The following is a 21,703-nucleotide window of genomic DNA, read 5'->3' as shown; positions in this document are numbered from 1 at the left end:
ATCAGCCTGCCCTGCCTGCAGCCGCGCCCTCACGGGTTGCCAATGCTTGCCGTACCGCATCGAGAATCGTGTCGTCGTCCGCTGCCGGCACGCAGCGCAGGTCGATCAGGCAGGAACCGTCATTGACGCGCGGCAGCACGGCGGGGTCGCCTGTGCGCAGTCGGCCTGCAATTTTCTCAGGGAGCCGGAGGGCCCATCCGGGCAGGGGAACTCCGGGGGCACCCCCGCCGCCCACCCTCCCATCATGGGCCACAACGGGCACATCGAGGGCCTGCGCCAGCCGCTCCGTACGTTGGCGCAACTGTTCGACGTCGGCGTGCAGGGCCTGGACAACCGGCGGCGCTGCGCCCGCGACGGTCGCCTCCAGGGCGGCGAGGGCAAGTTTGTCGGCGCGGACCGCACGGGCGAGCGGGTGGCGGGCCAAGCGCGTGATGATCTCCTTGCGGCCAAGCAGCAGGCCCGCCTGGGGGCCGCCCAGCAGTTTGTCACCGCTGGCTATGACGACGTCGGCCCCGCTCGCCAGGGCGGACGCAACATCCGGCTCGTCCGGCAGGTAAGGATCGGGAGCCAGCAGCCCGCTGCCCAGGTCAGCCACGAGTGGTACCCCGTGTGCCACCGTAAGCCGGCTCAGTTCGTCGAGCGGAACGGCGGACGTGAATCCGTCCACGCGGAAGTTGCTGGGGTGGACCTTGAGTACGCAGCCGGTGTCCGGTCCCAGGGCGCCGGCGTAATCATGCAGGTGTGTCCGGTTGGTGGTGCCCACCTCGTGCAGCCTGGCACCGGTCGACTCCATTAGATCGGTCAACCGAAAGCCGGCACCGATCTCCACGAGTTCGCCGCGGCTCACCACCACCTCCCGGCCGGCGGCCAGGGCTGTGGTGGCCAACACCAGCGCCGCAGCTCCGTTGTTGACCACCAGGGCGTCCTCGGCGGCGGGACAGGCGGCGAGCAATGCAGCCCGGGCGCCGGCGCCGCGTCGGGAGCGGCTGCCGTCTGCCAGGTCCAGCTCCACGTCGACGTAGCCGCTGGCCGTGACCAGTGCGTCAACGGCGCCTGCAGAAAGGGGCGCACGCCCCAGGTTCGTGTGGACGATGACGCCGGTGGCGTTGAGCACCGGCCGCAGGGTCGTGGCGGTCCGTGAGGCCAGCGCGGCGAGCAGGGCTGGTTCCACATCGCCGGAAGGGAGATCGCCGCACCGGGCCTGCTCCTGGACGTGCCGGACCAGTTCGCGGATGACGCGCTCGTGCAGCCTTGTCCGGGCCTCGTGAACGGCCGGTAGTGCCAGCAGGTCGTTCGTGCGGGGAATCAGGCGCCGGGGATCGACCTGGTCCACAGCCCTCCTCATGTCGCGGCATTCACTGCCGAAAGTTGGCGGTGGCGGACGGGAATCGAACCCGCCAGGCCGAGATGCTCAGCCGCACCGGTTTTGAAGACCGGGGGGCCCACCAGGACCCGGACGCCACCGCGCCTCAATATAGCAGGTTGTCCTGCGGGGTAGGCTGGGCGGGTGAATGAGGCTCAGATGTCAGTTCAGCAACTCGATCATGCTGCCGCCGGGGCGCTCCGGCTCACCGACTATGCCCACGGCGGGGGCTGTGCCTGCAAAATTCCGCCCGGCGAGCTCGAAGATGCGGTCCGCGGGCTGATCGGCCACCAGGGCGCAGAGGTCCTGGTTGGCCTTGACAGCGGAGACGACGCGGCGGCCGTCCTGGTGCGCGACGATCTGGCGGTCCTTACCACCGCCGACTTCTTCACTCCCGTCGTCAACGATGCGTTTGACTGGGGCCGCATCGCCGCCGCCAATGCCCTCTCGGACATCTACGCGATGGGCGGCCGGCCGGTCACCGCGATCAACCTCGTTGGCTGGCCCCGCGGAGTCCTGCCGCTGGAGTTGATGACGGAGGTGCTCCGCGGCGGCCTGGCCGTCGCTTCTGAAGCAGGGTGCCCCGTGCTCGGTGGGCACTCCATCGACGATCCGGAGCCAAAGTACGGCATGGCCGTAACCGGTGTCGCCCACCCCGACCACCTGCTCCGCAATGATGCCGCCCAGCCGGGGATGCCCATCACGCTGACCAAGCCACTCGGCGTCGGGCTTCTCAACAACCGGCACAAGCAGACCGGCGAGGTGTTCGCCGAAGCCGTAGAGACGATGGCGTCGCTGAACCGCGACGCAGCCGAGGCCGCGGTGGCTGCCGGCGTCCGGGCAGCGACAGACGTGACGGGTTTTGGCCTGCTGGGACACCTGTACAAAATGGTCCGTGCCTCGGAAGTGGGCGCCGTGATCGACCGCTCAGCGGTACCGCTGATCGAAGGGGCCCGTGAGGCGCTGCGGGATGGCTTCGTCTCCGGCGGGACCCGCCGCAACCTCGACTGGGTGCGGCCGCACGTGGAGGCCGGTCCCGGCGTTACCGAGGACGATCTGCTGGTCCTGGCGGATGCCCAGACGTCCGGCGGCCTGCTGGTGGTCGGCGAACTGCCCGGTCACCCCGTGATTGGCCACACCACCGCGGGTCAGGGCATCCAGGTCCGCTGAAGCCCGGCAGCGCGCTCAGCCGGCAGTAGTGATCGCATCGCCGGTGACGCCCGCGGCACGGCGGGCCGCGAGCCGGTTCTTTTGCGGTTCTATGGTGTAGCGGGGATCCCTGGCAGAGGCGAGCCCCGCTTCGAATACCCCGAAGCGGGTCAGGGCCGACGCCGAGAGCAACGCCAGGCCCGAAGCCGCCGCCACCACACGGTTACGTCCGCCCAGCAGTGTCCCCAAGCCACCGGCCACAGCCAGCCGCTCGCTCCACTTCAGCATGGCACCTGCCTTGCCCTGGTGGAGGGGCTCGGCTGCTATCGGATCCATCCGGCGTTCCATCACCTTCATGGCAGCGACGTCACCCAGGACGCCCAGCACGGCGAGTTTGCGTGCAGGCCCGGTCTCCCGGACCGGTGTGGTGACCATGGCGAGCCCGGCAGATGCGAGGCAGGCCGAACTCACGAAGACAAATGGCAGTTCCTCGTGCGCGGCATTCCATGTAGGTGTGGCGGTGTCGCCAAGCAGGACCGCCGTGTAGGCCGCCAGCGGCCCGGCGAAGACCGCAGCTTCGAATCCGGCCGGTCCCTCAACGGCCTGCAGCACCTTCCGCAACACACCCAGCGGAAGCCGCGTTCCGCTCATCCGGTCGATTTCCGCCACGGCAGTAACGGCGGTGCCGGCGCTGAACGCACTGAGAATCCAGGAGCCCACGCTCATGGGCGAGGTCACCTTGAAGGTCCGCAACATGTGCAGGAAACGCTCCGGCCTGCCCAGGTCCTTCACCAAGGCAACGGCACCGGCGCTCACCGCAGTCAACGCGCTGAGCCGGGCATTGCGGCAGAGGATCGGCCGTCCGGTCAGTTGACCGCCGAGGCCGAGCAGGGCGGACCCTGCAGCAACGCCGCCCAGGAACAGGTAGATGGCGACGTCATCGCCCCATGGCGCCGGCTTGACCACCGGGCGGCCGTAGTAGGAGGTGAAGTCCGGCTCCGGCACCATGGGCATTTCGCGGGAGCCGTCACTGTTGTCCCGACGGCGGCCCGTGCCGCGCTTGACGCCCTGCCGGCGGCGGCGGGCAGGCTCGGATGGCCGGAAGCTGTCGAACTCTGAGAGGGTCACGCACGTCCTCCCAGGAAAGCCAGGGCAGCTGCCGCTGCCATGCCCGCTACTGCCATGCCGGCCCGGCGGTACATCCGGGGCAGATCGGCAGTGGGCACCCGGGGGTCCGGCGGCAGTCCATAGACTTCGGGTTCGTCCAGCAGCAGGAAGACAGATCCGGTACCGCCGACGCCGTCGTTCTCGTTGGCGCCGTAGAGCCTCGCTTCGGTCATGCCCTGCGCATGCAGCGTGGCGACGCGTTCCCGGGCCGTGTCCACCATGTCGTCGTGGTCGCCGAACTTGATGGACGTCGTCGGGCATGCCTTGGCGCAGGCAGGCGTCTCGTCTGCCACCAGCCGGTCGTAGCACAGCGTGCACTTTTGGGCGATGCCCTCGTTTGGCACCGTGGGATGCTTTGCGTGCTGTTCTTCCCTGCTGGTGGCGACCTTGACTGTGCCGTTGCTGCGGCGCTCGATCACGCCGAAGGGGCAGCCGGCCACGCAGGTTCCACAGCCGTTGCAGACATCGTCCTGGACCACCACGGTGCCGAATTCGGTGCGGAACAGCGCCCCGGTGGGGCAGACGTCCAGGCATCCGGCGTGGGTGCAATGCTTACAGACGTCAGAGGACATCAGCCACCGGAAGTCTGCCGTATCCGGCGGCGTGGTGTCCGCGTCCGCCAAATCAGTCCCTGCGAGTGCCGCCTGGGGCGGACCGATGCGCGGCATGCCCAGGCTGACCAAGGCCCGGCCTGATTCCCGCGCCTCCTCGATGCGTTCCTGGCCCTGCTCAATGAACGCCACATGCCGCCAGGTGCTGGCACCCAGGGACCCAGTGTTGTCGTAGGAGGACCCAAGCAATTCCAGGTTGCCGTCCTGCGGGTTATGGTTCCACTCCTTGCAGGCAACTTCACACGCCTTGCAGCCAATGCAGATTGAGGTGTCGGTGAAGAACCCCTTGCGCGGGTGGTTGTGCTCCCAATGGGCATCGGCGGTAGGGTCGGTCGGTCCGGTCAGTTGGCCCATCTAGTCCTCCATCGTCGGATCGGTGACGGCGCGGTTACCGGTCTCGGTGGTCAGTCCGGCGCGCGCCTGGTACTCGGCAACCAAGGCAAGCAGTTGCTCGCCCCGGGGCCGGCGGCCCGGCCGGATGTCGCAGGAGGCCACCTTGGATTCCTGGATCTGGACGTTTGGGTCCAGAGTCACACCCAGCAAATCGTTGGCCGCATCGCCACTGACCACGGCATTGCTGCCGACACCCCAGTGGTAGGGCAGCCCGATCTGGTGCACGGTGTGCCCGCCGACGGCCAGGGGCCTCATCCGGTCGGTTACAAGCACCTTCGCCTCGATGGCGGAGCGGGGCGAAATGATGGTGGCCCACCCGTAGGGCTCAAGTCCGCGCTCAGCGGCCAGTTCGGGCGAGACCTCGCAGAACATTTCGGGTTGCAGCTCCGACAGATACGGCAGCCAGCGGCTCATCCCGCCCGCTGTATGGTGCTCGGTGAGGCGGTAGGTGGTGAAGACGTACGGGTACACATCCGCGCCAGGGGTTCCGGCACTCGGCGCACTGAGGTTATCCGCGCGTGGGAACACCAGCCGCGCCGGACTCTGCTGTTGCGGGTACAGCGCGTTGGCCACTGGCGATTCCTGAGCCTCGTAGTGGGTGGGCAGGGGCCCGTCCATGAGTCCCTTCGGCGCGAACAGCCAGCCCTTGCCGTCAGCCTGCATGATGAAGGGATCATCACCGCTGAGTGCGGCTGCACCACCAACGGAGGGGTCCGGGTGGCTGCCTGGTGCCCGGTCCAGCGGGAAGTCGGGCACGTCGTCCCCGATCCATTTACCCTGCTCCTGGTCCCACCAGATGTACTTCTTCCGCTCGCTCCAGGGTTTACCTGCGGGGTCGGCCGACGCCCGGTTGTAGAGGATCCTGCGGTTGGCCGGCCAAGCCCAGCCCCATTCCGACGCCGCCGGCCCCTGTTCCTGGCCCGGCTTGCGGTTTGCGGCGTGGTTAAAGCCGTCGGCGTAGACCCCGGTGTAGATCCAGCAGCCGGCCGACGTGGAACCGTCAGCGCGGAGTTCGGTGTATGCGGAGAGCGGTTCTCCGGCGTCCGGGCCCGCCAGGTGACGGCCGTTGATTTCGGCAAGCACCGCCTCGGCATCCGGATCCCCGTGCTCGTCCACGGGATAGTCCCACGTCAGGTCCAGCAGCGGACGGTCGCGCTCGTCCTGTGAATCGGCCAGCTTCTCACGGATCCGTTGGCCCAGCTCGAAGAAGAACTGCAGTTCGCTTTGGCACTCCCCCGGCGGTGCCACCGCCTGGTGCCGCCACTGCAGCAGCCGCTGGGTTTGCGTGAACGAGCCCGCTTTCTCCACATGCGTTGCTGCCGGAAGGAAGAACACCTCAGTCTCGATGTCCTCTGTGCGCAGCTCGCCGGATTCGATTTCCGGACCGTCCTTCCACCAGGTTGCCGACTCGATGAGATTCAGGTCCCGCACCACGAGCCACTTCAAATGCGACATGCCCAGCCGTTGCATGCGGCCATGGGCAGAGCCCACAGCAGGGTTCTGTCCGAGCAGGAAGTAGCCCTCCACCTCGTCCTCGAGCATGCCCATGACCGTCTCGTAGGTACCGTGGGCACCGGTGAGCCTGGGCAGGTAGTCGTAGGCCCAATCGTTGTCCTCGTTGGCGGCGTCGCCCCACCAGGCCTTGAGCAGGCTGATGGTGTAGGCGTCGGCATCAGCCCAGTAGCCCTTTTGTTGTTTCGACCCCACAGCTTCCAGGTATTCGCCAAGGCTGTCATGGCGGCCGGCACTGGGCATCGGAAGGTATCCGGGCAGCAGGTTGAACAGAGTGGGGATGTCGGTGGAGCCCTGGATACTCGCGTGGCCCCGCAGGGCCATGATTCCGCCGCCGGGGCGTCCCATATTTCCCAGCAGAAGCTGCAGGATGGCTGCAGCCCGGATGAACTGGGCACCCAGGGAGTGCTGGGTCCATCCGACAGCGTAGGCGAAACAGGTAGTCCGGTCGCGTCCCGAGTTTTCAGTAATGGCACGGGCCAGGTACTCGAAGTCAGCGACGTCGATACCGCACATGTCCCTGACCATCTCCGCCGTGTAGCGGGCGTAGTGCCGCTTTACGATCTGGAAAACCGTCCGGGGGTCCTGCAGCGAATCGTCACGCTGTACTTCGGCATGCTCCAAGGGCGGGCCGCCGCTGCCGTAGGCGTGGCCGGCAGCACGGGCCGTGGCATCCTCGCCGTGTTCCGAGCCGGGCCCGGGATCATCAATCGTGCCGTCCTCTGCTTCCGCGTAAGACCAGGACGACGTGTCGTACGCCCTCTTCTCCGGATCGAAGCCGGAGAAGAGGCCGCCCAGGTCCTCGGCATCGCGGTAGTCGTCGTGAACCAGGGTGGCTGCGTTGGTGTACGCGCCGACGTACTCCTTGAACCAGAGGTCGTTGGTAATGACGTAGTTAATCAGGGCGCCCAGGAGCACAACATCAGAGCCTGCACGGATGGGAATGTGCTTATCCGAAACCGCCGACGTGCGCGTGAACCGCGGATCGATGTGGATAACCTTCGCGCCACGGGCCTTCGCTTCCGCCACCCACTGGTACCCCACCGGGTGGCACTCGGCCATGTTGGAACCCTGAATGATGATGCAGTCAGCGTTAGCCATGTCCTGCAGTGATTGCGTTGCACCACCGCGTCCAAACGAGGCTCCCAAACTGGGAACCGTGGCGGAGTGTCATATGCGGGCCTGGTTCTCGGTCTGCACCGCCCCTGCAGCTGTGAAGAGTTTCTTGATCAGGTAGTTTTCTTCGTTGTCCAGGGTGGCCCCGCCCAGCGAGGCTATGCCCATGGTGCGGCGCAGAAGCCTCCCTTGGTCGTCTTCCTGCTGCCACGTCCTGCGGCGGGTTTCGATGAAGCGGTCCGCCACCATCTCAACTGCCGTCGCCAGGTCCAGACGTTCCCACTCAGTGGAGCGCGGTGCGCGGTAAAGCACCTTTGTTTGCCGGCCCGGCGAATTGACCAACTGCTCGCTGGCAGAGCCCTTGGGGCACAGGCGACCGCGTGAGATGGGTGAATCCGGATCTCCCTCGATCTGGATGACTTTTTCGTCCTTGACGTAAACCCGCTGCCCGCAGCCGACGGCACAATACGGGCAGACGCTTTGCACAACGCGGTCTGCGGTGGCCGTCCGTGGAGCTATTGCCTGCGTTCGGGGCGAGGTGACAGATGGACCACGCCCCAGTAGGTCGCCCGTGGTCAGTTGACGGACGACCGGCCATTGAAGAAAACTTCGCGGTGCCATTTCAGGAGCATAACCCAAAGGACAGCGGCAGCGACAGAACAAAGCAGGGCGCGTCTTCCCCCGCTTCGCCGTCCAGTTGCAACGCCCTCACGAAGCCTGCGGGCGATCCCGGGCGGCAAGGACGGCGAGGTCACGGATCAGGCGCTGCACCTCATGCTCGCGCCCCCGGGACGGCGAAGTTTGATAACCGACAGTGGTTGTTACCAAATTCTGTTGGGGCGGTGCGGGTACAGGAGATACTCCCTTTCCCGGCGCCGCAGCACGGGCTTCCTTGGGTGTCAGCGGCTTGCTTGTGCTCATGGCCCCCCTTGACCTGCTTTTTCGGGGAACATCCCCGACGTAATGCGTGTACGGACACTCTAAAAAGCACTACGGGCAGACGGAAGGTATTTCGTCCAGCATCGGGACTTATTGCTTCAATCTTGAGGTTGGGCTTATTGTCGACCGTCGACCAGCGCTCGGCAGGGCCTTCCGGCGGGCAGAGCCCGCACGGCGGGAACCTGAGGAATGACGTTATTCGAAGAGCTCGATGCGTGGTTCGCCCTGGACGCCGCTGCGGTGCATGGCGTCACGCAGATCGCTTCTACCGAGGAACGCCCTTGCGGTTTCCACGGTGTCGAAATGATGAATGACGAGGACGTTGTTCGGATCATCGACCACGCGGTGGACCGATTCCTGGGTAACCCCGCCGTCTTTCTGCATGTCGCCGACCGAGTCGTAGACTTTGCGCCACGCGTCGTAGTCGGCAACACGGTGAAGGATGTGGGCAACGGTCATGGCGCTTCTCCTTTGAAGCGTGCCGCACCGTTGGCCTGGGCCCGGTGCTCCCCTGGCGGACGGCACCTCTGCCCTGACGGTGCATGCACATTTTTCTGCGGCGGCCCGGGATTGGTCCCACCATTGGCCGTGTTACTCCGGTCCGGGGGTGCTGTCAATGGCGGACCGTTGCCTTAGCCCCCGGGGCGTGTTCAGATGGAAATGTGGGATGGAAAGACAGGCCACCTGAACTTGCCTTCGCCTTGTGCATGCTGGTTGCCCTTGGCGGAGCCGCGGGGTGCTCTTAGGAATACAAGGAGCCCGTTGACAGTCCCACAACCGGCCCGGCGCCGTCGGCGGTGTCGCCTGTTCCTTACATTGACCCGCTGATCCTGGAGCGCGAGGTTAGGAACTACGCCGAGCTGGATGGGCTCCTTGGGGCGGCCCCGGGGCCCGTGGTCCTTCTTGAGGAAGGACCCCTGGACGGCCCAGCGAGGGGCTTTGGGGCGATGCCGGTTCCGGGCGACACGTCATGGACAGGCGCAGTGGGCGGAGTACTCGTAACCGGTTGAGGCCTAACTCGGCCGCAGAGCCGGTCAACTTCTGGACTCTTCGGCCCGGAATAGAATCTGACTATGCTCAGTTATGATCAGTGTCAGTCTCTTGCATCGGCACCATCCGGCGTAACCGGAGCCCCATCAGAAGAAGGTTTACGCAATGTCCTCATTCATCCGAGCAGTTGTTCTGGTCACCGGTGCAAACGGCGGCATCGGAACCCGCTTCGTCCGCGACGCCCTCGAGAGGGGCGCGAGCAAGGTCTACGCCACCGCCCGTAACCCCCGCGACTGGGAGGACGACCGCATCGTCCCGCTTGCACTGGACGTCACCGACCCCTCTTCCATCCAGGCCGCCGTCCAGGCAGCCGGCGATGTGACGGTGTTGATCAACAATGCCGGAGCCGGCGTGGTAACTCCGGGCATCCTTAGCCACACCGACGCGGAAATCCGGAACAACGTCGAGACAAACTTCCTCGGACCGCTGTTCCTCGCCCGAGCATTCGCGCCGATCCTTTCCGCAAAGGCCAACGCCGTGATCATCGACATCCACTCGGCAATGAGCTGGTACGCGGTGGGCGGCATTTACAGCGCAACCAAGGCCGCGCTCTGGTCCGCAACCAACTCGCTGCGCCTGGAACTCGCACCCAAGGGGGTCCATGTGGTGGGCGTCCATGTTGGATACGTCGATACGGCCATGGCCGCTCACGCCACTGATCCCAAAATGGATCCGGCCGACTTGGTACGGACCGTCATGGATGCGGTTGAAGCCGGCGAGTACGAGGTTCTTGCCGACGAAACCTCCGTGCAGCTCAAGGCGGGACTTAGCGCCCCCATCGAGGCAATGTACCCACAGCTGGCGAACCACAGGGCCTAAGACTTCCGGATATCGCTGCACCAACGCCAGCAACTAATCAACAGCTTGACCCAAAAGGAGCGGTAAGGCATGCGCGCATTCATCATCAACAAGTACAGGGAGCCGCTGCGCGAAGCGGACATCGCTGAGCCGATCGTCGGAGACCGGGATGTCCTGGTCCGTGTGGAGGCGGCGGGCTTAAACCAGTTGGACGACAAGATCCGGGCAGGCGAGTTCAAGCAGGTCCTCCCTTATAAGCTCCCGCTGGTCCTCGGCCACGATCTCGCCGGTACCGTCATCCGCACCGGATCCAAGGTGCGGGATTTCAAGCCTGGCGATGAGGTCTATGCCCGCCCCTCCACGGACCGGATCGGCACTTTCGCCCAGCGCATCGCCGTCGCTGAGGATGACCTGGCGCTGAAACCCGCCACCGCCAGCATGGAGGAGGCCGGCTCACTGCCGCTCGTTGCGCTCACGGCCTGGCAGGCCCTGGTCGAGCAGGGCAACGTGCAGCCCGGGCAGAAAGTGCTCATTCATGCCGGAGCCGGCGGAGTGGGGTCGATCGCCATCCAACTCGCAAAGTACCTTGGCGCAACCGTCGCAACCACCGCCAGCGGCTCCAACGCCGACTTCGTCCGCGGTCTCGGAGCGGACATCGTGATCGACTACCGCAACCAAGACTTCGAACAGCTCCTGACCGGCTACGACCTCGCGCTGGACAGCATCGGCGGGGAGAACCTCGAGAAGTCACTCCGCATCCTCAAGCCCGGAGGCAAGGCCATCGGGATCTCCGGACCACCGGACCCCGCGTTTGCCCGCAAAGCCGGCCTGAACCCCGTGCTGCGGCTGGCGGTCGCCGTGCTCAGCGGCAAGGTTCGGCGGCAGGTCAGGAAGCTCGGCGTCAGCTATGAGTTCCTTTTCATGCGGGCCAGCGGCGACCAGCTGCGCAGGATCAGCGCCCTGGTTGATGCCGGCGTACTGCGCCCCGTGGTTGGCGAAGTCTTCGATTTCAACCACACGCCCCAGGCACTCGAATCCCTCGGCAAGGGCGGAATCCGCGGCAAAGCCGTGATCACCATCGCCGGCTGACCGCCGTCGACCATTCACCCAGACACATCAGGAGAAAACCGCCATGGACAGCACCGGCACCCCGCACGACTCAACCGTCACCTCGTACGTTAAAGCACCTGCCAAAACCATTACTGCAGACGGCAACACCTACTCCTACCGGGAGTTGGGACCAAAGGGCGGCATCCCTGTCGTGTTCTTCGTGCACCTCGCGGCAACGATGGACAACTGGGATCCACGAATCATCGATCCCATTGCCCGGTACCGCCACGTCATCACCTTTGACCAACCCGGTGTCGGCGCCTCGAGCGGGCGGGTTCCGGACAGCATCGAGGCAATGGCCGACGACGCCTACAGCTTTCTCACGGCGCTTCGCTTGAGCAGGATCGACGTCTTTTCGTTTTCGATGGGTGGCATGATCGCCCAGGACCTGGCCCTCAAGCATCCCCACCTGGTCCGCAGGCTTGTGCTGGCGGGGACGGGCCCACGCGGCGGCAAGGATATGGACAAGGTGGTGTTCACCACCTACTGGGACATCTTCCGAGCCACCCTGACGCGGTCAGACCCCAAGGAGTTCCTGTTCTTCAACCGCAACGCCACCGGCAAGGCCGCCGCGAGGGCTTTCATTAACCGGCTGAAGGAACGCACCGAGGACCGTGACAAGCCGGTCAGCACCAGCGCATTCCAGACCCAGCTGAAGGCAATCCAAAAGTTTGGCCGCTCCGCGCCGTCGGACCTGTCCGCGCTTGCCCTTCCCACCCTTATCGCCAACGGTGACAACGACCGCATGGTGCCATCCGTCCTCTCCAATGACCTTCACCGCCGGATCGAAGGATCCGAGCTGATCATCTACCCCGACTCCGGCCATGGCGGCATCTTCCAGCACCATGCTGCATTCGCCCGTACCGCCGTCGAATTCCTTGGCAACTGATCCAGCGCACCCGCGCCCTATACTCCTAACTGAGCCCGGTCAGTTAATCGCCCAAGGAGTCCCCATGCCTGTCGCTTCCCGGTCCACCGGGCGGCGCGAGCGGAACAAGCAGCAGAAGCTGGACCGCATCACCGCCGCAGCCAGTGAACTGTTCTCCGAACATGGCGTGGAGGAAGTGACAACCCAGCAGATCGCCGACAAGGCCGATATCGGCACCGGCACCCTGTTCCTCTACGCGAAGTCCAAAGGCGAGCTCCTTCTGCTGGTCCAGAATGCCCACTACGCCGAAGCGCTGGAGCGGGGCCGCGCCGCCGCTGAAACCATTCCGGATCAACTCGATGCCGTGATGGCCATCCTGCAGCCGATCGTGGAGTGCAACCGGTTCCAGGTGGAGAACGGGCGCACCTACCTGAAGGAGATGGTCTTCGGCGATTCCATGGAGCCACGCCATCGGGAAGCCCTGCACATCGTCGCGCAAACTGAGGAGGCCATCGCTGCCGTCCTGGCACGCAGGGGCAGGCTCAGCGCTGCTGACGCTGCCACCACAGCCCACATCGTCTCGGCGATCATGTTCCTCGGCATGGCGGGAAGCCCCGATCCCGCCACCCGTATCGAGGACATCGTGCAGGACATCAGGACCCAGGTCCGGCTGCTTGTTCCCGGAGACGCAGGACAGTCCTGAGCCGGTTCTGTGGTGGAGCCCTTCGGTGGGCAAATCCCTTGGTTCTTTGTTGAACCCCTCCAAAACAGGGTCGCCGAAGGAGAACTAGCGTCTGCTCTGAGGGATATTCCAAGCAGACGTGAAGGACCACTTGAAGATGAACCAGGCAGACTTTTCCACCGATGCGGCCTCCGGGACCGTCACAGGGTATGAGATCCTCGAGACCGCCCGCGTGCAGGTCCTCGAGGACGGCGTCGGCCTGAGCCAGACACAGCTCAAAGAGGTCCTCCGCCTTCCGGACGAAGCGCTTCCCGCGGCGCTGGAACTGGCGCACCAGGTCCGGCTCCGGCACTGCGGCGAGGACGTGGAGGTGGAAGGCATCATCTCCATCAAGACCGGTGGCTGCCCCGAGGATTGCCACTTCTGCAGCCAGTCGGGCCTCTTCGACTCCCCCGTCCGCGGTGTCTGGCTGGATATCCCGGAACTGGTCAAGGCCGCCAAGGAAACAGCTGCCACCGGAGCCACCGAGTTCTGCATCGTCGCAGCCGTCCGCGGACCCGACATCAAGCTGATGAACCAGATCAAGTTCGCCATCGAACGCATCACAGCAGAGGTGGACATCAACATCGCGTGCTCGCTGGGCATGCTCACCCAGCGCCAGGTGGACCAGCTCAAGGACTGGGGTGTCCACCGCTACAACCACAACCTGGAAACAGCGCGCAGCTACTTCCCGGAAGTGGTCACCACCCACACCTATGAGGAACGGCTGGAGACCTGCGCCATGGTCAAGGAAGCGGGCATGGAACTGTGCTGCGGCGCCCTGATCGGCATGGGCGAAAGCCTGGAGCAGCGGGCCGAACTCGCCGCCCAGCTCGCGGCACTGGAGCCCCACGAGGTACCGCTCAACTTCCTCAATCCCCGGCCCGGAACACCACTGGAAAACCAGGGCATCATGGACGGCAAGGATGCCCTCCGCGCCACCGCCGCCTTCCGCCTGGCCATGCCCCGCACCGTGCTGAGGTACGCGGGCGGCCGCGAGCTCACCTTGGGTGACCTCGGGACCCGCGATGGCCTGCTCGGCGGAATCAACGCCGTCATCGTGGGCAATTACCTCACCACGCTGGGCCGCCCTGCCACCGCAGACCTGAACCTGCTCGTGGACCTCAACATGCCCATCAAGGAACTCCAGAAGACGCTGTGATCCCCAACCGCTCCCTAACCTCGCAAGCTCGGCCAGGGAACCCTGCGGTCGTGGCCCCAGGCGTGACGAGGTCAGCCGCGGGAAACTTTTGCGGGCACTGCGGCGAGGCGTACGACGGCGGCGACGGGCCGCCGTCGTACGTTCACCACCGCTGCGGCGAGCGCCTGACGATGGAGCCGCCGCGCTACTGCGCGGCCTGCGGGCGCCGGATGAAGGTACAGGTGACACCGCTGGGCTGGACGGCGGAGTGCTCCCGCCACGGAGTGCGTACGTCATGAGCGGCGTGGGCCTGATGCAGGGGACCATCTTGGGTTTTGGCGGTCGGCCCCTGGCACAGCAGCGGCGAGTGAAGAAATAGCCTTGGCCGGCCTCGCGTTAGGCTGGCTGGGTAGCAAGCTCGTCATTGCCGGGCCCAGGGCGCCGCAACGCTCAATCGCACACTGCATAAGTAGCCATCAGTGAGCCTTCCGAAGGAACCCACTTCATGAACAAGAACCGGCTCGAAGCATTCAGCGACGGCGTCCTGGCAATCATCATCACCATCATGGTGCTGGAACTTCACGTCCCCGAGGAGCCAACGTGGGAGGGTGTGGCGGGTATCCTGCCCACCTTGTTCAGTTACTTGCTGAGTTTCGTGTACGTGGGCATCTACTGGAACAACCACCACCACATGATCCACCTGGCGAGCCGAGTGAACGGCGGGATCCTATGGGCCAACCTTCACCTTTTGTTCTGGCTGTCGCTGTTTCCGTTCACCACACGGTGGATGGATGAATCCGGCTTCATGCAGGTCCCTGTCCTGCTTTACGGCATCAATCTGCTGTTAGCCGCGATCGCCTACTTCATCCTCGAACGCCGGCTGATCGCCGTGCAGGGCAGGAACGGGGCCCTCGCCAAGGCTGTCGGCCGGGACTGGAAAGGCAAAGCTTCCCCGCTGATCTATCTCCTTGGCATCGGGCTTACCCTTGTCCAGCCCCTGCTCGGGATTGCCGTCTATACAGTCGTGGCGCTGATCTGGCTGGTGCCGGACCGGCGCGTGGAACATTTCGTCGCTTCGACCCACGACAGTGACTTCAGAAACGGCTAGGGCGGCACGGGCAGGCCAAAGAAATTCCCGCCCACGTTCTGCTTTAGCCCCTGAGGTCGATGTAGGCGTGCCAGTACCGGGCGTTGTTTCTCGCGGATGCCAACACCACCAGGCCGGTCTGGCTGGTGACGTTTTGTTTGGTTGACGTGGGGTCGTTGATGTCTGTGTCGGTACTGCTGCTGATAATCGGTGTGCCGGCGCCGGGCGCGAAGGAAACGTTGTTAAGCGGCGATTTCTTGTAATAGATGGTGCCGCCCACCTCGGGTGCGACCGCGAACATCCAGACCTGGCCGTGTTCCTCGTCGATCATGACCATGGGCCGGGTATGGAGGTCCTGCACCTCACCGAATTCAGCGCTGGTCCAGTCGCCTTTGCCGTCGCGCACCAGGAGCGCCACCAACGTCTGGCCTGCGTTTCGATTGGCTGTCTTGATTGCAGCGTAAAGACGCCCGCTGCCGTCGCTTGTCAGCTGCCTGAGGTTCAGATGGTCGTTTGCGCATCCGCCTTTGCAGTTCTTTCCTCCGCCGTAGGCCACCTCCGTCTGCCACGACTTGTCCGGCTGGCCGTCCTGATGAACGGCAAAGTAGAACTTCTTTTGCCCGGGCTTCTGGTTACTCCACATGATGCCAATCTTGTCCCCCTGGAAGGACGTGACTGCGGAGATGTCGTCGTAGTGCACCTGGGCGTTGGTTGTGGGCAGGACGAAGGGAGTGGCCCACTCCGTGTCGCTGGTGGTCGAGTGGTTGACGTAGACACGGTTGCTGTTGTCGGACGAAACGGTGGTGTAGGTCACCCATAGCTTGCCGAGGGAGTCTTTGGCGACTGTTATCGATTCCGTACTCCCCTTGTGAAGGGTGACGGGGAACCCGGCGTCTTCTGAGTAGGTCTTCGTCGCTGAGTTGTAGCTGAAGCGGTGAAGCATTGCGGACCCGGAGGTCACCGCGTCCTTGGATGGTGGCGAGCTCCACTCCGAGCGCACAGTGGTGCCGGACACGACATAGAGCTTGCCGTCCTTTGCGTCCCATAGCGCGTCACCGCGCGCATTCGGCCGTGCGTCAACAACCGTTCCCGTATCCTGCCACGCCTGTGTTGCGACGTCGAGCCTGTGAATTGTCGTGGCATGTGCTGACGGGCTCCACAGCAGCCCCCACCAGCTCCCGTCCTGGAACCAAAGCTTGCTTTGGGCCTTGTCAGCGGTCGGGGTTTTCACGCCGTCCCCTGCGTAGGACGGCCCGGGAATTCCGATGTCGGCGGCCTGGGCGGGCACGGGGAGTGCGACAGCGCCGGCCGCCGCGACTAACAGAGCGATGAAAAGGCGTAGCAGACGCATAACGGTCCCCTCAGAGTTATGTCGGTGGACTAATTCTTTTTGTTGATTAATTCCTTCAGGTGCAACGGCTGTACCCATGAATTGCCGGTGCCAGTTCGTGGCGATGGGAATGCCGCCAGTGGACGACGACGGGGAGGCCACTTCATCACCTCCAGGCAGGAACACTGTACGTCCGCCATTCGTCCGCCCGGCATACCCTGAATGGCAGCGGAGCAAAAAAGGGGAGGCTGAAGGGGGCCCGTTAGGTAGCCACGTTCCAACTCCCCTTTCCGCCGACGAGCAGGCGCTGGGCGAGGTGTGAATATCAACGGGAGGCGACAACAGGACCATGCATGGCCTTTATCTCCTTACTGGCGCACGTTGCCCCGATTCTCTCCATACCCTTGTAATGGGGACAAAGAGCTAGTCCTCGTTCACTTCAGGGTGGAACGATGGAGCGATCAGCAGAAGGCGGGCAAAACCGTGAAGCAGTTTGATATTCCCGGCGACGGCGCAGGCGTTGGTCAGCCCCGTTCAGATCCGAGCGATTCCCCTGCGGCTCTGACCATCGATCAATTACTAATCGAGAGCCGGGTCGGGCTCGAACGCGTTCACCCTTCGGATCTCGAGCGGGAGATGGCAGCGGGCGCCTTTGTTGTGGACACACGCCCTGTCGATCAGCGGGACCGCGACGGTGACCTTCCCGGAGCTGTCGTCATTGACCGAAATGTCGTCGAGTGGCGGCTCGATCCTTCCAGCCCCCACCGGCTCCCGATCGCGGACGATCCCGGCCGCCGGGTCATCCTTGTCTGCAACGAGGGCTACAGCTCCAGCCTCGCCGCGCACACGCTGCAACGGCTGGGGCTGAAACGTGCCACCGACCTGATCGGCGGTTTCCAGGCCTGGGCAGCGCTGCGCAAGCAGTCCGACTAAAACCCGCGCCGGATACGCCCAGCACAGGTACGCCGTCTTCCAGGTCTTGGACGGGAGGATCGAGTACCAGGTACTCGTGTGCTTCAAGCCGCAATAGCTTCTACTGGTATCTGTACTGGAAGGAGAACGTCAACATGACCCCTCGCGAACCACAGGCCCTCAACTTCCGGCACGGAGGGCACGCCTACGAGCCCACCCAGGACGAAGCGGGAGAGCGGTTGAAGCCGCGGCTGTGGCCTGTTGGCCCGAGTGAGAGCTACGGGAAAGTGGACTTTGACGACGGCGAGGGAAAGACCGTCCTTACCCTTTATGTTCAGCGCGGGTCCGAAGAAGAGTACGTCCTGCACGTCGAGCACCTGGCCGCACCGCTGCGGATAGGTGGTACGGTCCTCCGTCTGAGTCCGGCACCGCACCTGGAGAGAGACGCCGCTGGCTTCCGCCGGATCACCACTGCCCGTTCCGCCGCCGTGAAGGCCCAGGCCGAGCTGGACGCCGCTGTCAGCGCCGCCCGCGCAAACGGGGACTCCTGGGAGGTTATCGGTGCTGCCCTCGGCACGTCCGCCAGAATTGCCCGGGAGCGGTTCGGACACGCTGGGACGACGACGAAATAGGCCACCGGCAAGCGCCGGACGTTCCCCTGGTTGCCCGGCCCCAACGGACAGGGCATCAGAACGTTCCTTTACCCTGCAGGCCCCCCTCATCGTGGCCTAAGCCAAGGCGGCCTGGCCTCACACGAGTTAGGTATGCTAAGCCCAAAGGCAGGGGATGGATCAGCATGGCCAAACGCAAAGCAACGGCACTGGATGTGGCACGACGGGCGGGGGTGTCCCGCAGTGCGGTGTCACTGGTACTAAACGGCAGGGCGGACGGCAACGTCACTGCCGAACGTCAGGAGAGGGTGCTCCGCGCTGCGGCGGAGCTAAATTACACGCCCAACTCCGTTGCCGTCAGCCTGCGCAACCAGCAGACCTCAACGATCGGCATCATCACGGATGACATCGTCACCAGCCCCTTCGCCGGCCGGCTGATCAGCGGCGCGTCGCGCACAGCCTTGGCCCGCGGATACATGGTCCTGGTGGTGGACACAGAACATGACACGGCCCGCGATGGCGCTGCGGCGCAGCAACTCGTGCACCGGCAGGTCGACGGAATCATGTACGCCACCGGCAGCCTGCGCGAAATTACCGCCCCGCCGGCGATGCTCACCCTGCCAGCCATTCTGGCCAATTGCACCGATGCCGGCTCGCGGCTCCAGTCGGTAATACCGGGAGAGATCGACGGCGGACGCGCTGCGGCACGGTTGCTTCTTGACCTGGGCCACCGCCGCATCACCCTGTTGACCGGAACACTCAGCTCGCCCGCTGCTCCGCAGCGCGAGCAGGGTTACCGTGAGGCCATGGAAGAGGCGGGGCTGGCCCGTGAACAACAGCACGTCCACCTGACCGGATGGGACATCGATGAGGGCTATCGGGCCGCTTCCTCCGTCCTGGGCGGCAGAGACCGGCCGACGGCGGTCATTTGCTCCAACGACAGGGTTGCCACCGGCGTTTTGCTTTACGCGGCGGCCGCCGGACTCCGTGTACCCGAGGATCTGTCCGTGGTGGGCTACGACGACCAGCAGAACCTCGCTGCCAACCTTGTTCCCGCCCTCACCACGGTGGCACTTCCGCACGCCGAAATCGGAGCAGCGGCCATGTCCCTGCTGTTGGATGCCGTGGAAGGAAAAGCACCGGCAGCTGAGCAAGTGGAAGCAGGCATTCTCTACATGCCCTGCCGGATCATCCCGCGGGCGTCCACTGCAGCGGTCCCGGCGGGCTAACCTGGCGGACCGTTTCCGCATTGCTTCGCTGCTGAAGATGTTCGGCCAAGGATGACCTGCCCCGCCTCCGGCCGGAGCCCGCTGTGCGCGCTCGGCCAGGTACCTGGCGCACGTAATTCGCCTTCACTAAAGCACCAGTACAAAACCTTACTTGACACGTGTTAGGAGCCATACCTACTCTACTTAACACGTGTTAGGAGGAGCCGACAATGACGTCTGAAAAGACACCGGGACAAACAAGTCCCCCACATGCACCGTCGTCCGGCAGCGGACTTTCACAGCTCACGCGGCGTTCCATGCTGGGCCTTACCGGCCTGGCTGTTGCGGGGGCCACCGTCGGCGCCTGGCCCCGACTGACCGGGAGTGACATTCCGGGCCGCGGGAGCAAGGCCCTGAACATCGCCATCCTTGGCACCTCGGCCGACGCAGCAGCCCGGCAGGGCCTGGTTAACGCCTTTACCTCCGCCCACCCCGACATTCCGGTGCAGCTGCAGGCCATCCAGGGCGCAGACTGGAAGGACTTCTTTTCCAAAATCCTCACCATGGTGGCCGCCGGAACACCGCCTGACGTCGTCTACGTGGCCACCGAGGGCGCCCAGCTGTTCGCGGACAAGCTTGCCGAGCCGCTGGATGATTATGTCCGCCGGGACGCTGCGGACATGAGGGACTACTTCGACGACGTCCATCCGAGCCTGTTGGAAGCCTTCATGTACCAAGGCAGTCTGTACCAGCTTCCGCTGGACTGGAACGCGGCGAACATGTATTTGAACACCACCACCTTTGCCCAGGCAGGCCTTGACCGCCCCAGAGACGATTGGACCCAGGACGACTTCAGCGCAACCCTCCGCGCCCTGCGGAGAGCACGCCCGGCCGACTTCACGCCGTACTACTGGACCAACCGGCTTTTCGGCGGAGTAGTGCCGTGGCTCTACGCAAACGACACCAGCTTCCTCACCGAAACCAAGGCTCCCGGCGGGGACTGGCTTTGGGACCGTTTCTACCCGAACGACCCAGCCCGGTCCACACGCGGCGGCGGCTACCTGTGGCAGGCTCCCAACGCCGAGGACGGGCGGGTTATCGAAACCTTCGACTACCTCCGCGAACTCGTGTCCGAAGGACTGGGCGTACGGCCTGAATCCGGGGGCGGAAACGCCCTGGTGGGCCTGTTCGGCAACAACCGCATCGGCGCAACGCCGGCAGGGGGTTACTGGGCGCAGGGCCTGCACGAAGCAGGGATGACTGCCGACCAGTTCGATGTGCAGTTCTTCCCCCGCTGGCGGACGCAACGGCATCAGTTCGGCGCTGCCGGCTATGCGATCATGCGGACGGCCAAAGACAAGGACGCGGCCTGGGAATGGGTTAAGTTCTGCTCCAGCCGGGAGGCGATGCAGTTGGCCATTCCCAAGCCGAACACCACTCCCACCCGCCGTTCGATGGTCAATGAGTCCTTTTACGCGGCCACCGGACCCAGGCATTGGAAAGTCTTCTACGACACCCTCGACAAATTCCCCACCTCCGGCCCCATCCCGGCTCCGCCCCAGCAGGCCGCCGTCGAAACTGCCCTTATGAAGAACGTTTCCACCGCTGTCAGCGGCAGCTCCGCTGATGTGCGGGCCGCGATGGGTACCCTGCAGCGCGATCTCGAGCTGGCTCTGAGGAGGAACTCATGACCACAACGTCCACCGGCCCACGCCACACCTTTAAACCGCCGGCAGCGCGCCGCTCATTCGTTGAGCGATGGCTGGCAATGATTTTCCTTGCGCCCACGCTGCTGGGGATGGCCCTGTTCACTTTCCTGCCGATCATCGGATCGCTGGTTCTGGCTTTCTTCCGCTGGGACATCATTTCCGCACCCCAGTTCGTCGGTTTCGCCAATTTCGCCTCCCTGGCACAGGACCCCACCGTTCGCGTGTCGTTCCTGAACACCATCGTGTTCGTCGTCGTCGCGGTCATCCTGCAACTCGGCATCGCGCTCAGTCTTGCTTCCATGCTGCAGGCCAGAATGCCGTCCTGGCTCAGGGTGTTCCTCCGGTCCACCTTCTTCTTTCCCCTGGTCCTTTCCGCCGCGTCGGTGTCCATCTTCATGCGGTACATGTTCAACGAACAGTTCGGCGTGGTGAACTGGCTCCTGTCGCTCGTCGGCATTCCCGCAGTGCCGTGGCTGACCAGCCCCGCGGCCTCCGCCGCCGTCGTTGTCCTGGTCTATGTCTGGCAAAACTTCGGATTCTCCTTCCTGCTCTTCCTCGGCGCGCTGACCAACATCCCCAAGGAACTGCACGAGGCAGCGAACCTGGACGGTGCCACAGGCTGGAAACAGTTCAGCAATGTCACCCTTCCGCTGATCAGCCCCACGGTGCTCGTCGCCTCCGTCATGGCCATCATCAGTGCCCTGCAGGTCTTCGACCAGCCCTACGTCCTGACCAACGGCGGTCCCGGCGATTCCACCCGCACCGCCGTCATGGTGATCTTCGAATCCGCCTTCCAGCAACTGGAATTCGGCGAAGCCTCGGCTATTGGCCTGGTACTGACCGTGCTGATCCTGGCCGTCACCGCCCTGCAATTCCGGCTCAGCCGCCGCTTCGTCTTCTACCAGTGA

The 21,703-nt window shown here is 64.5% G+C and carries 19 protein-coding genes and 1 tRNA gene; 13 read left to right on the top strand and 7 right to left on the bottom strand.

Features of this window, described 5'->3' with window-relative positions; all coding sequences use genetic code 11:
* Window position 1: 1 nt before the first annotated feature.
* Together selA and ASG86_RS10455 are read right to left on the bottom strand one after the other, a co-directional pair.
* A complete protein-coding gene (selA, locus tag ASG86_RS10460; protein ID WP_056333547.1) occupies window positions 2-1,333 on the bottom strand; it encodes an L-seryl-tRNA(Sec) selenium transferase in 1,332 nt (443 codons plus the stop codon).
* Window positions 1,334-1,369: 36 nt separating this feature from the next.
* Window positions 1,370-1,464 (bottom strand) — tRNA-Sec (locus tag ASG86_RS10455).
* Window positions 1,465-1,522: 58 nt separating this feature from the next.
* On the opposite strand from ASG86_RS10455, the gene selD reads away from it, so the two are divergent.
* Entirely contained in the window at window positions 1,523-2,533 is a 1,011-nt protein-coding gene (gene selD, locus ASG86_RS10450) for a selenide, water dikinase SelD (protein WP_056333544.1), read from the top strand.
* A gap of 15 nt (window positions 2,534-2,548) precedes the next feature.
* On the opposite strand, the gene nrfD is transcribed toward selD, so the two are convergent.
* The 4 genes from nrfD to ASG86_RS10425 form a co-directional block, all read right to left on the bottom strand.
* Window positions 2,549-3,640, bottom strand: a complete 1,092-nt coding sequence (gene nrfD / locus ASG86_RS10445) for an NrfD/PsrC family molybdoenzyme membrane anchor subunit (RefSeq protein WP_056333542.1) — start codon at window positions 3,638-3,640, stop codon at window positions 2,549-2,551.
* Window positions 3,637-4,644: a 4Fe-4S dicluster domain-containing protein gene (locus ASG86_RS10440; protein WP_056333540.1), complete on the bottom strand. Its 1,008-nt coding sequence runs from the start codon at window positions 4,642-4,644 to the stop codon at window positions 3,637-3,639. The genes nrfD and ASG86_RS10440 overlap by 4 nt, the downstream gene beginning before the upstream one ends.
* Window positions 4,645-7,932 carry a formate dehydrogenase gene (fdh, locus tag ASG86_RS10435; protein ID WP_235565159.1) on the bottom strand — a complete coding sequence of 1,096 codons (3,288 nt, stop codon included), beginning with the start codon at window positions 7,930-7,932 and terminating at the stop codon, window positions 4,645-4,647.
* Between the two features lie 513 nt (window positions 7,933-8,445).
* Window positions 8,446-8,709, bottom strand: a complete 264-nt coding sequence (locus ASG86_RS10425; protein WP_056333533.1) for a hypothetical protein — start codon at window positions 8,707-8,709, stop codon at window positions 8,446-8,448.
* Between the two features lie 696 nt (window positions 8,710-9,405).
* Here ASG86_RS10425 and ASG86_RS10420 point away from each other — a divergent pair.
* From ASG86_RS10420 to ASG86_RS10395, 7 genes are all read left to right on the top strand, one after another.
* Entirely contained in the window at window positions 9,406-10,119 is a 714-nt protein-coding gene (locus tag ASG86_RS10420; protein WP_056333531.1) for an SDR family oxidoreductase, read from the top strand.
* Window positions 10,120-10,188: 69 nt separating this feature from the next.
* The gene (locus ASG86_RS10415) at window positions 10,189-11,187 is read left to right on the top strand and encodes an NADP-dependent oxidoreductase (RefSeq protein WP_056333527.1); all 999 of its coding nucleotides are present in this window, start codon (window positions 10,189-10,191) and stop codon (window positions 11,185-11,187) included.
* 43 nt (window positions 11,188-11,230) lie between these two features.
* Window positions 11,231-12,097, top strand: coding sequence for an alpha/beta fold hydrolase (locus ASG86_RS10410; protein WP_056333524.1), 867 nt, complete (start codon window positions 11,231-11,233; stop codon window positions 12,095-12,097).
* A gap of 64 nt (window positions 12,098-12,161) precedes the next feature.
* The gene (locus ASG86_RS10405) at window positions 12,162-12,779 is read left to right on the top strand and encodes a TetR/AcrR family transcriptional regulator (RefSeq protein ID WP_056333521.1); all 618 of its coding nucleotides are present in this window, start codon (window positions 12,162-12,164) and stop codon (window positions 12,777-12,779) included.
* 136 nt (window positions 12,780-12,915) lie between these two features.
* Window positions 12,916-13,959: a biotin synthase BioB gene (bioB, locus tag ASG86_RS10400; protein ID WP_056333517.1), complete on the top strand. Its 1,044-nt coding sequence runs from the start codon at window positions 12,916-12,918 to the stop codon at window positions 13,957-13,959.
* On the top strand, window positions 13,956-14,237 hold the full coding sequence (gene bsaP, locus ASG86_RS21205) for a biotin synthase auxiliary protein BsaP (protein WP_442854298.1): 282 nt from the start codon (window positions 13,956-13,958) through the stop codon (window positions 14,235-14,237). Before bioB ends, bsaP begins: the two co-directional genes overlap by 4 nt.
* A gap of 206 nt (window positions 14,238-14,443) precedes the next feature.
* On the top strand, window positions 14,444-15,046 hold the full coding sequence (locus ASG86_RS10395) for a TMEM175 family protein (protein ID WP_056333514.1): 603 nt from the start codon (window positions 14,444-14,446) through the stop codon (window positions 15,044-15,046).
* Between the two features lie 43 nt (window positions 15,047-15,089).
* Here the strand turns inward: ASG86_RS10395 and ASG86_RS10390 are convergent, their stop codons facing one another.
* On the bottom strand, window positions 15,090-16,256 hold the full coding sequence (locus tag ASG86_RS10390; protein WP_156386171.1) for a hypothetical protein: 1,167 nt from the start codon (window positions 16,254-16,256) through the stop codon (window positions 15,090-15,092).
* Between the two features lie 582 nt (window positions 16,257-16,838).
* Between ASG86_RS10390 and ASG86_RS10385 the strand changes: the two genes are divergently transcribed.
* The 5 genes from ASG86_RS10385 (at window position 16,839) to ASG86_RS10365 (ending at window position 21,703) form a co-directional block, all read left to right on the top strand.
* The gene (locus tag ASG86_RS10385; protein ID WP_082566755.1) at window positions 16,839-17,288 is read left to right on the top strand and encodes a rhodanese-like domain-containing protein; all 450 of its coding nucleotides are present in this window, start codon (window positions 16,839-16,841) and stop codon (window positions 17,286-17,288) included.
* Window positions 17,289-17,422: 134 nt separating this feature from the next.
* Window positions 17,423-17,899 (top strand): hypothetical protein, encoded by a 477-nt coding sequence (locus ASG86_RS10380; RefSeq protein WP_056333507.1) that lies wholly within the window; start codon window positions 17,423-17,425, stop codon window positions 17,897-17,899.
* Window positions 17,900-18,063: 164 nt separating this feature from the next.
* The gene (locus ASG86_RS10375; protein ID WP_056333504.1) at window positions 18,064-19,107 is read left to right on the top strand and encodes a LacI family DNA-binding transcriptional regulator; all 1,044 of its coding nucleotides are present in this window, start codon (window positions 18,064-18,066) and stop codon (window positions 19,105-19,107) included.
* A 209-nt stretch (window positions 19,108-19,316) separates the two neighbouring features.
* Complete coding sequence (locus tag ASG86_RS10370) at window positions 19,317-20,777, top strand: extracellular solute-binding protein (protein WP_056333502.1); 1,461 nt, start codon at window positions 19,317-19,319, stop codon at window positions 20,775-20,777.
* Entirely contained in the window at window positions 20,774-21,703 is a 930-nt protein-coding gene (locus tag ASG86_RS10365) for a carbohydrate ABC transporter permease (RefSeq protein WP_056333499.1), read from the top strand. The genes ASG86_RS10370 and ASG86_RS10365 overlap by 4 nt, the downstream gene beginning before the upstream one ends.

Source organism: Arthrobacter sp. Soil764, from assembly GCF_001428075.1.
Taxonomy (GTDB): Bacteria; Actinomycetota; Actinomycetes; order Actinomycetales; family Micrococcaceae; genus Arthrobacter.
This window is presented reverse-complemented; position numbering and strand designations above follow the sequence as displayed.

What these genes read in the sequence shown, in the direction of transcription:
- bioB (WP_056333517.1), top strand. Translation starts at nt 12,916, where the DNA reads ATGAACCAGGCAGACTTTTCCACCGATGCGGCCTCCGGGACCGTCACA.
- ASG86_RS10395 (WP_056333514.1), top strand. Translation starts at nt 14,444, where the DNA reads ATGAACAAGAACCGGCTCGAAGCATTCAGCGACGGCGTCCTGGCAATC.
- ASG86_RS10380 (WP_056333507.1), top strand. Translation starts at nt 17,423, where the DNA reads ATGACCCCTCGCGAACCACAGGCCCTCAACTTCCGGCACGGAGGGCAC.
- selD (WP_056333544.1), top strand. Translation starts at nt 1,523, where the DNA reads ATGTCAGTTCAGCAACTCGATCATGCTGCCGCCGGGGCGCTCCGGCTC.
- ASG86_RS10415 (WP_056333527.1), top strand. Translation starts at nt 10,189, where the DNA reads ATGCGCGCATTCATCATCAACAAGTACAGGGAGCCGCTGCGCGAAGCG.
- ASG86_RS10410 (WP_056333524.1), top strand. Translation starts at nt 11,231, where the DNA reads ATGGACAGCACCGGCACCCCGCACGACTCAACCGTCACCTCGTACGTT.
- ASG86_RS10370 (WP_056333502.1), top strand. Translation starts at nt 19,317, where the DNA reads ATGACGTCTGAAAAGACACCGGGACAAACAAGTCCCCCACATGCACCG.
- ASG86_RS10425 (WP_056333533.1), bottom strand. Translation starts at nt 8,709, where the DNA reads ATGACCGTTGCCCACATCCTTCACCGTGTTGCCGACTACGACGCGTGG.
- ASG86_RS10420 (WP_056333531.1), top strand. Translation starts at nt 9,406, where the DNA reads ATGTCCTCATTCATCCGAGCAGTTGTTCTGGTCACCGGTGCAAACGGC.
- ASG86_RS10440 (WP_056333540.1), bottom strand. Translation starts at nt 4,644, where the DNA reads ATGGGCCAACTGACCGGACCGACCGACCCTACCGCCGATGCCCATTGG.
- ASG86_RS10405 (WP_056333521.1), top strand. Translation starts at nt 12,162, where the DNA reads ATGCCTGTCGCTTCCCGGTCCACCGGGCGGCGCGAGCGGAACAAGCAG.
- ASG86_RS10375 (WP_056333504.1), top strand. Translation starts at nt 18,064, where the DNA reads ATGGCCAAACGCAAAGCAACGGCACTGGATGTGGCACGACGGGCGGGG.
- ASG86_RS10365 (WP_056333499.1), top strand. Translation starts at nt 20,774, where the DNA reads ATGACCACAACGTCCACCGGCCCACGCCACACCTTTAAACCGCCGGCA.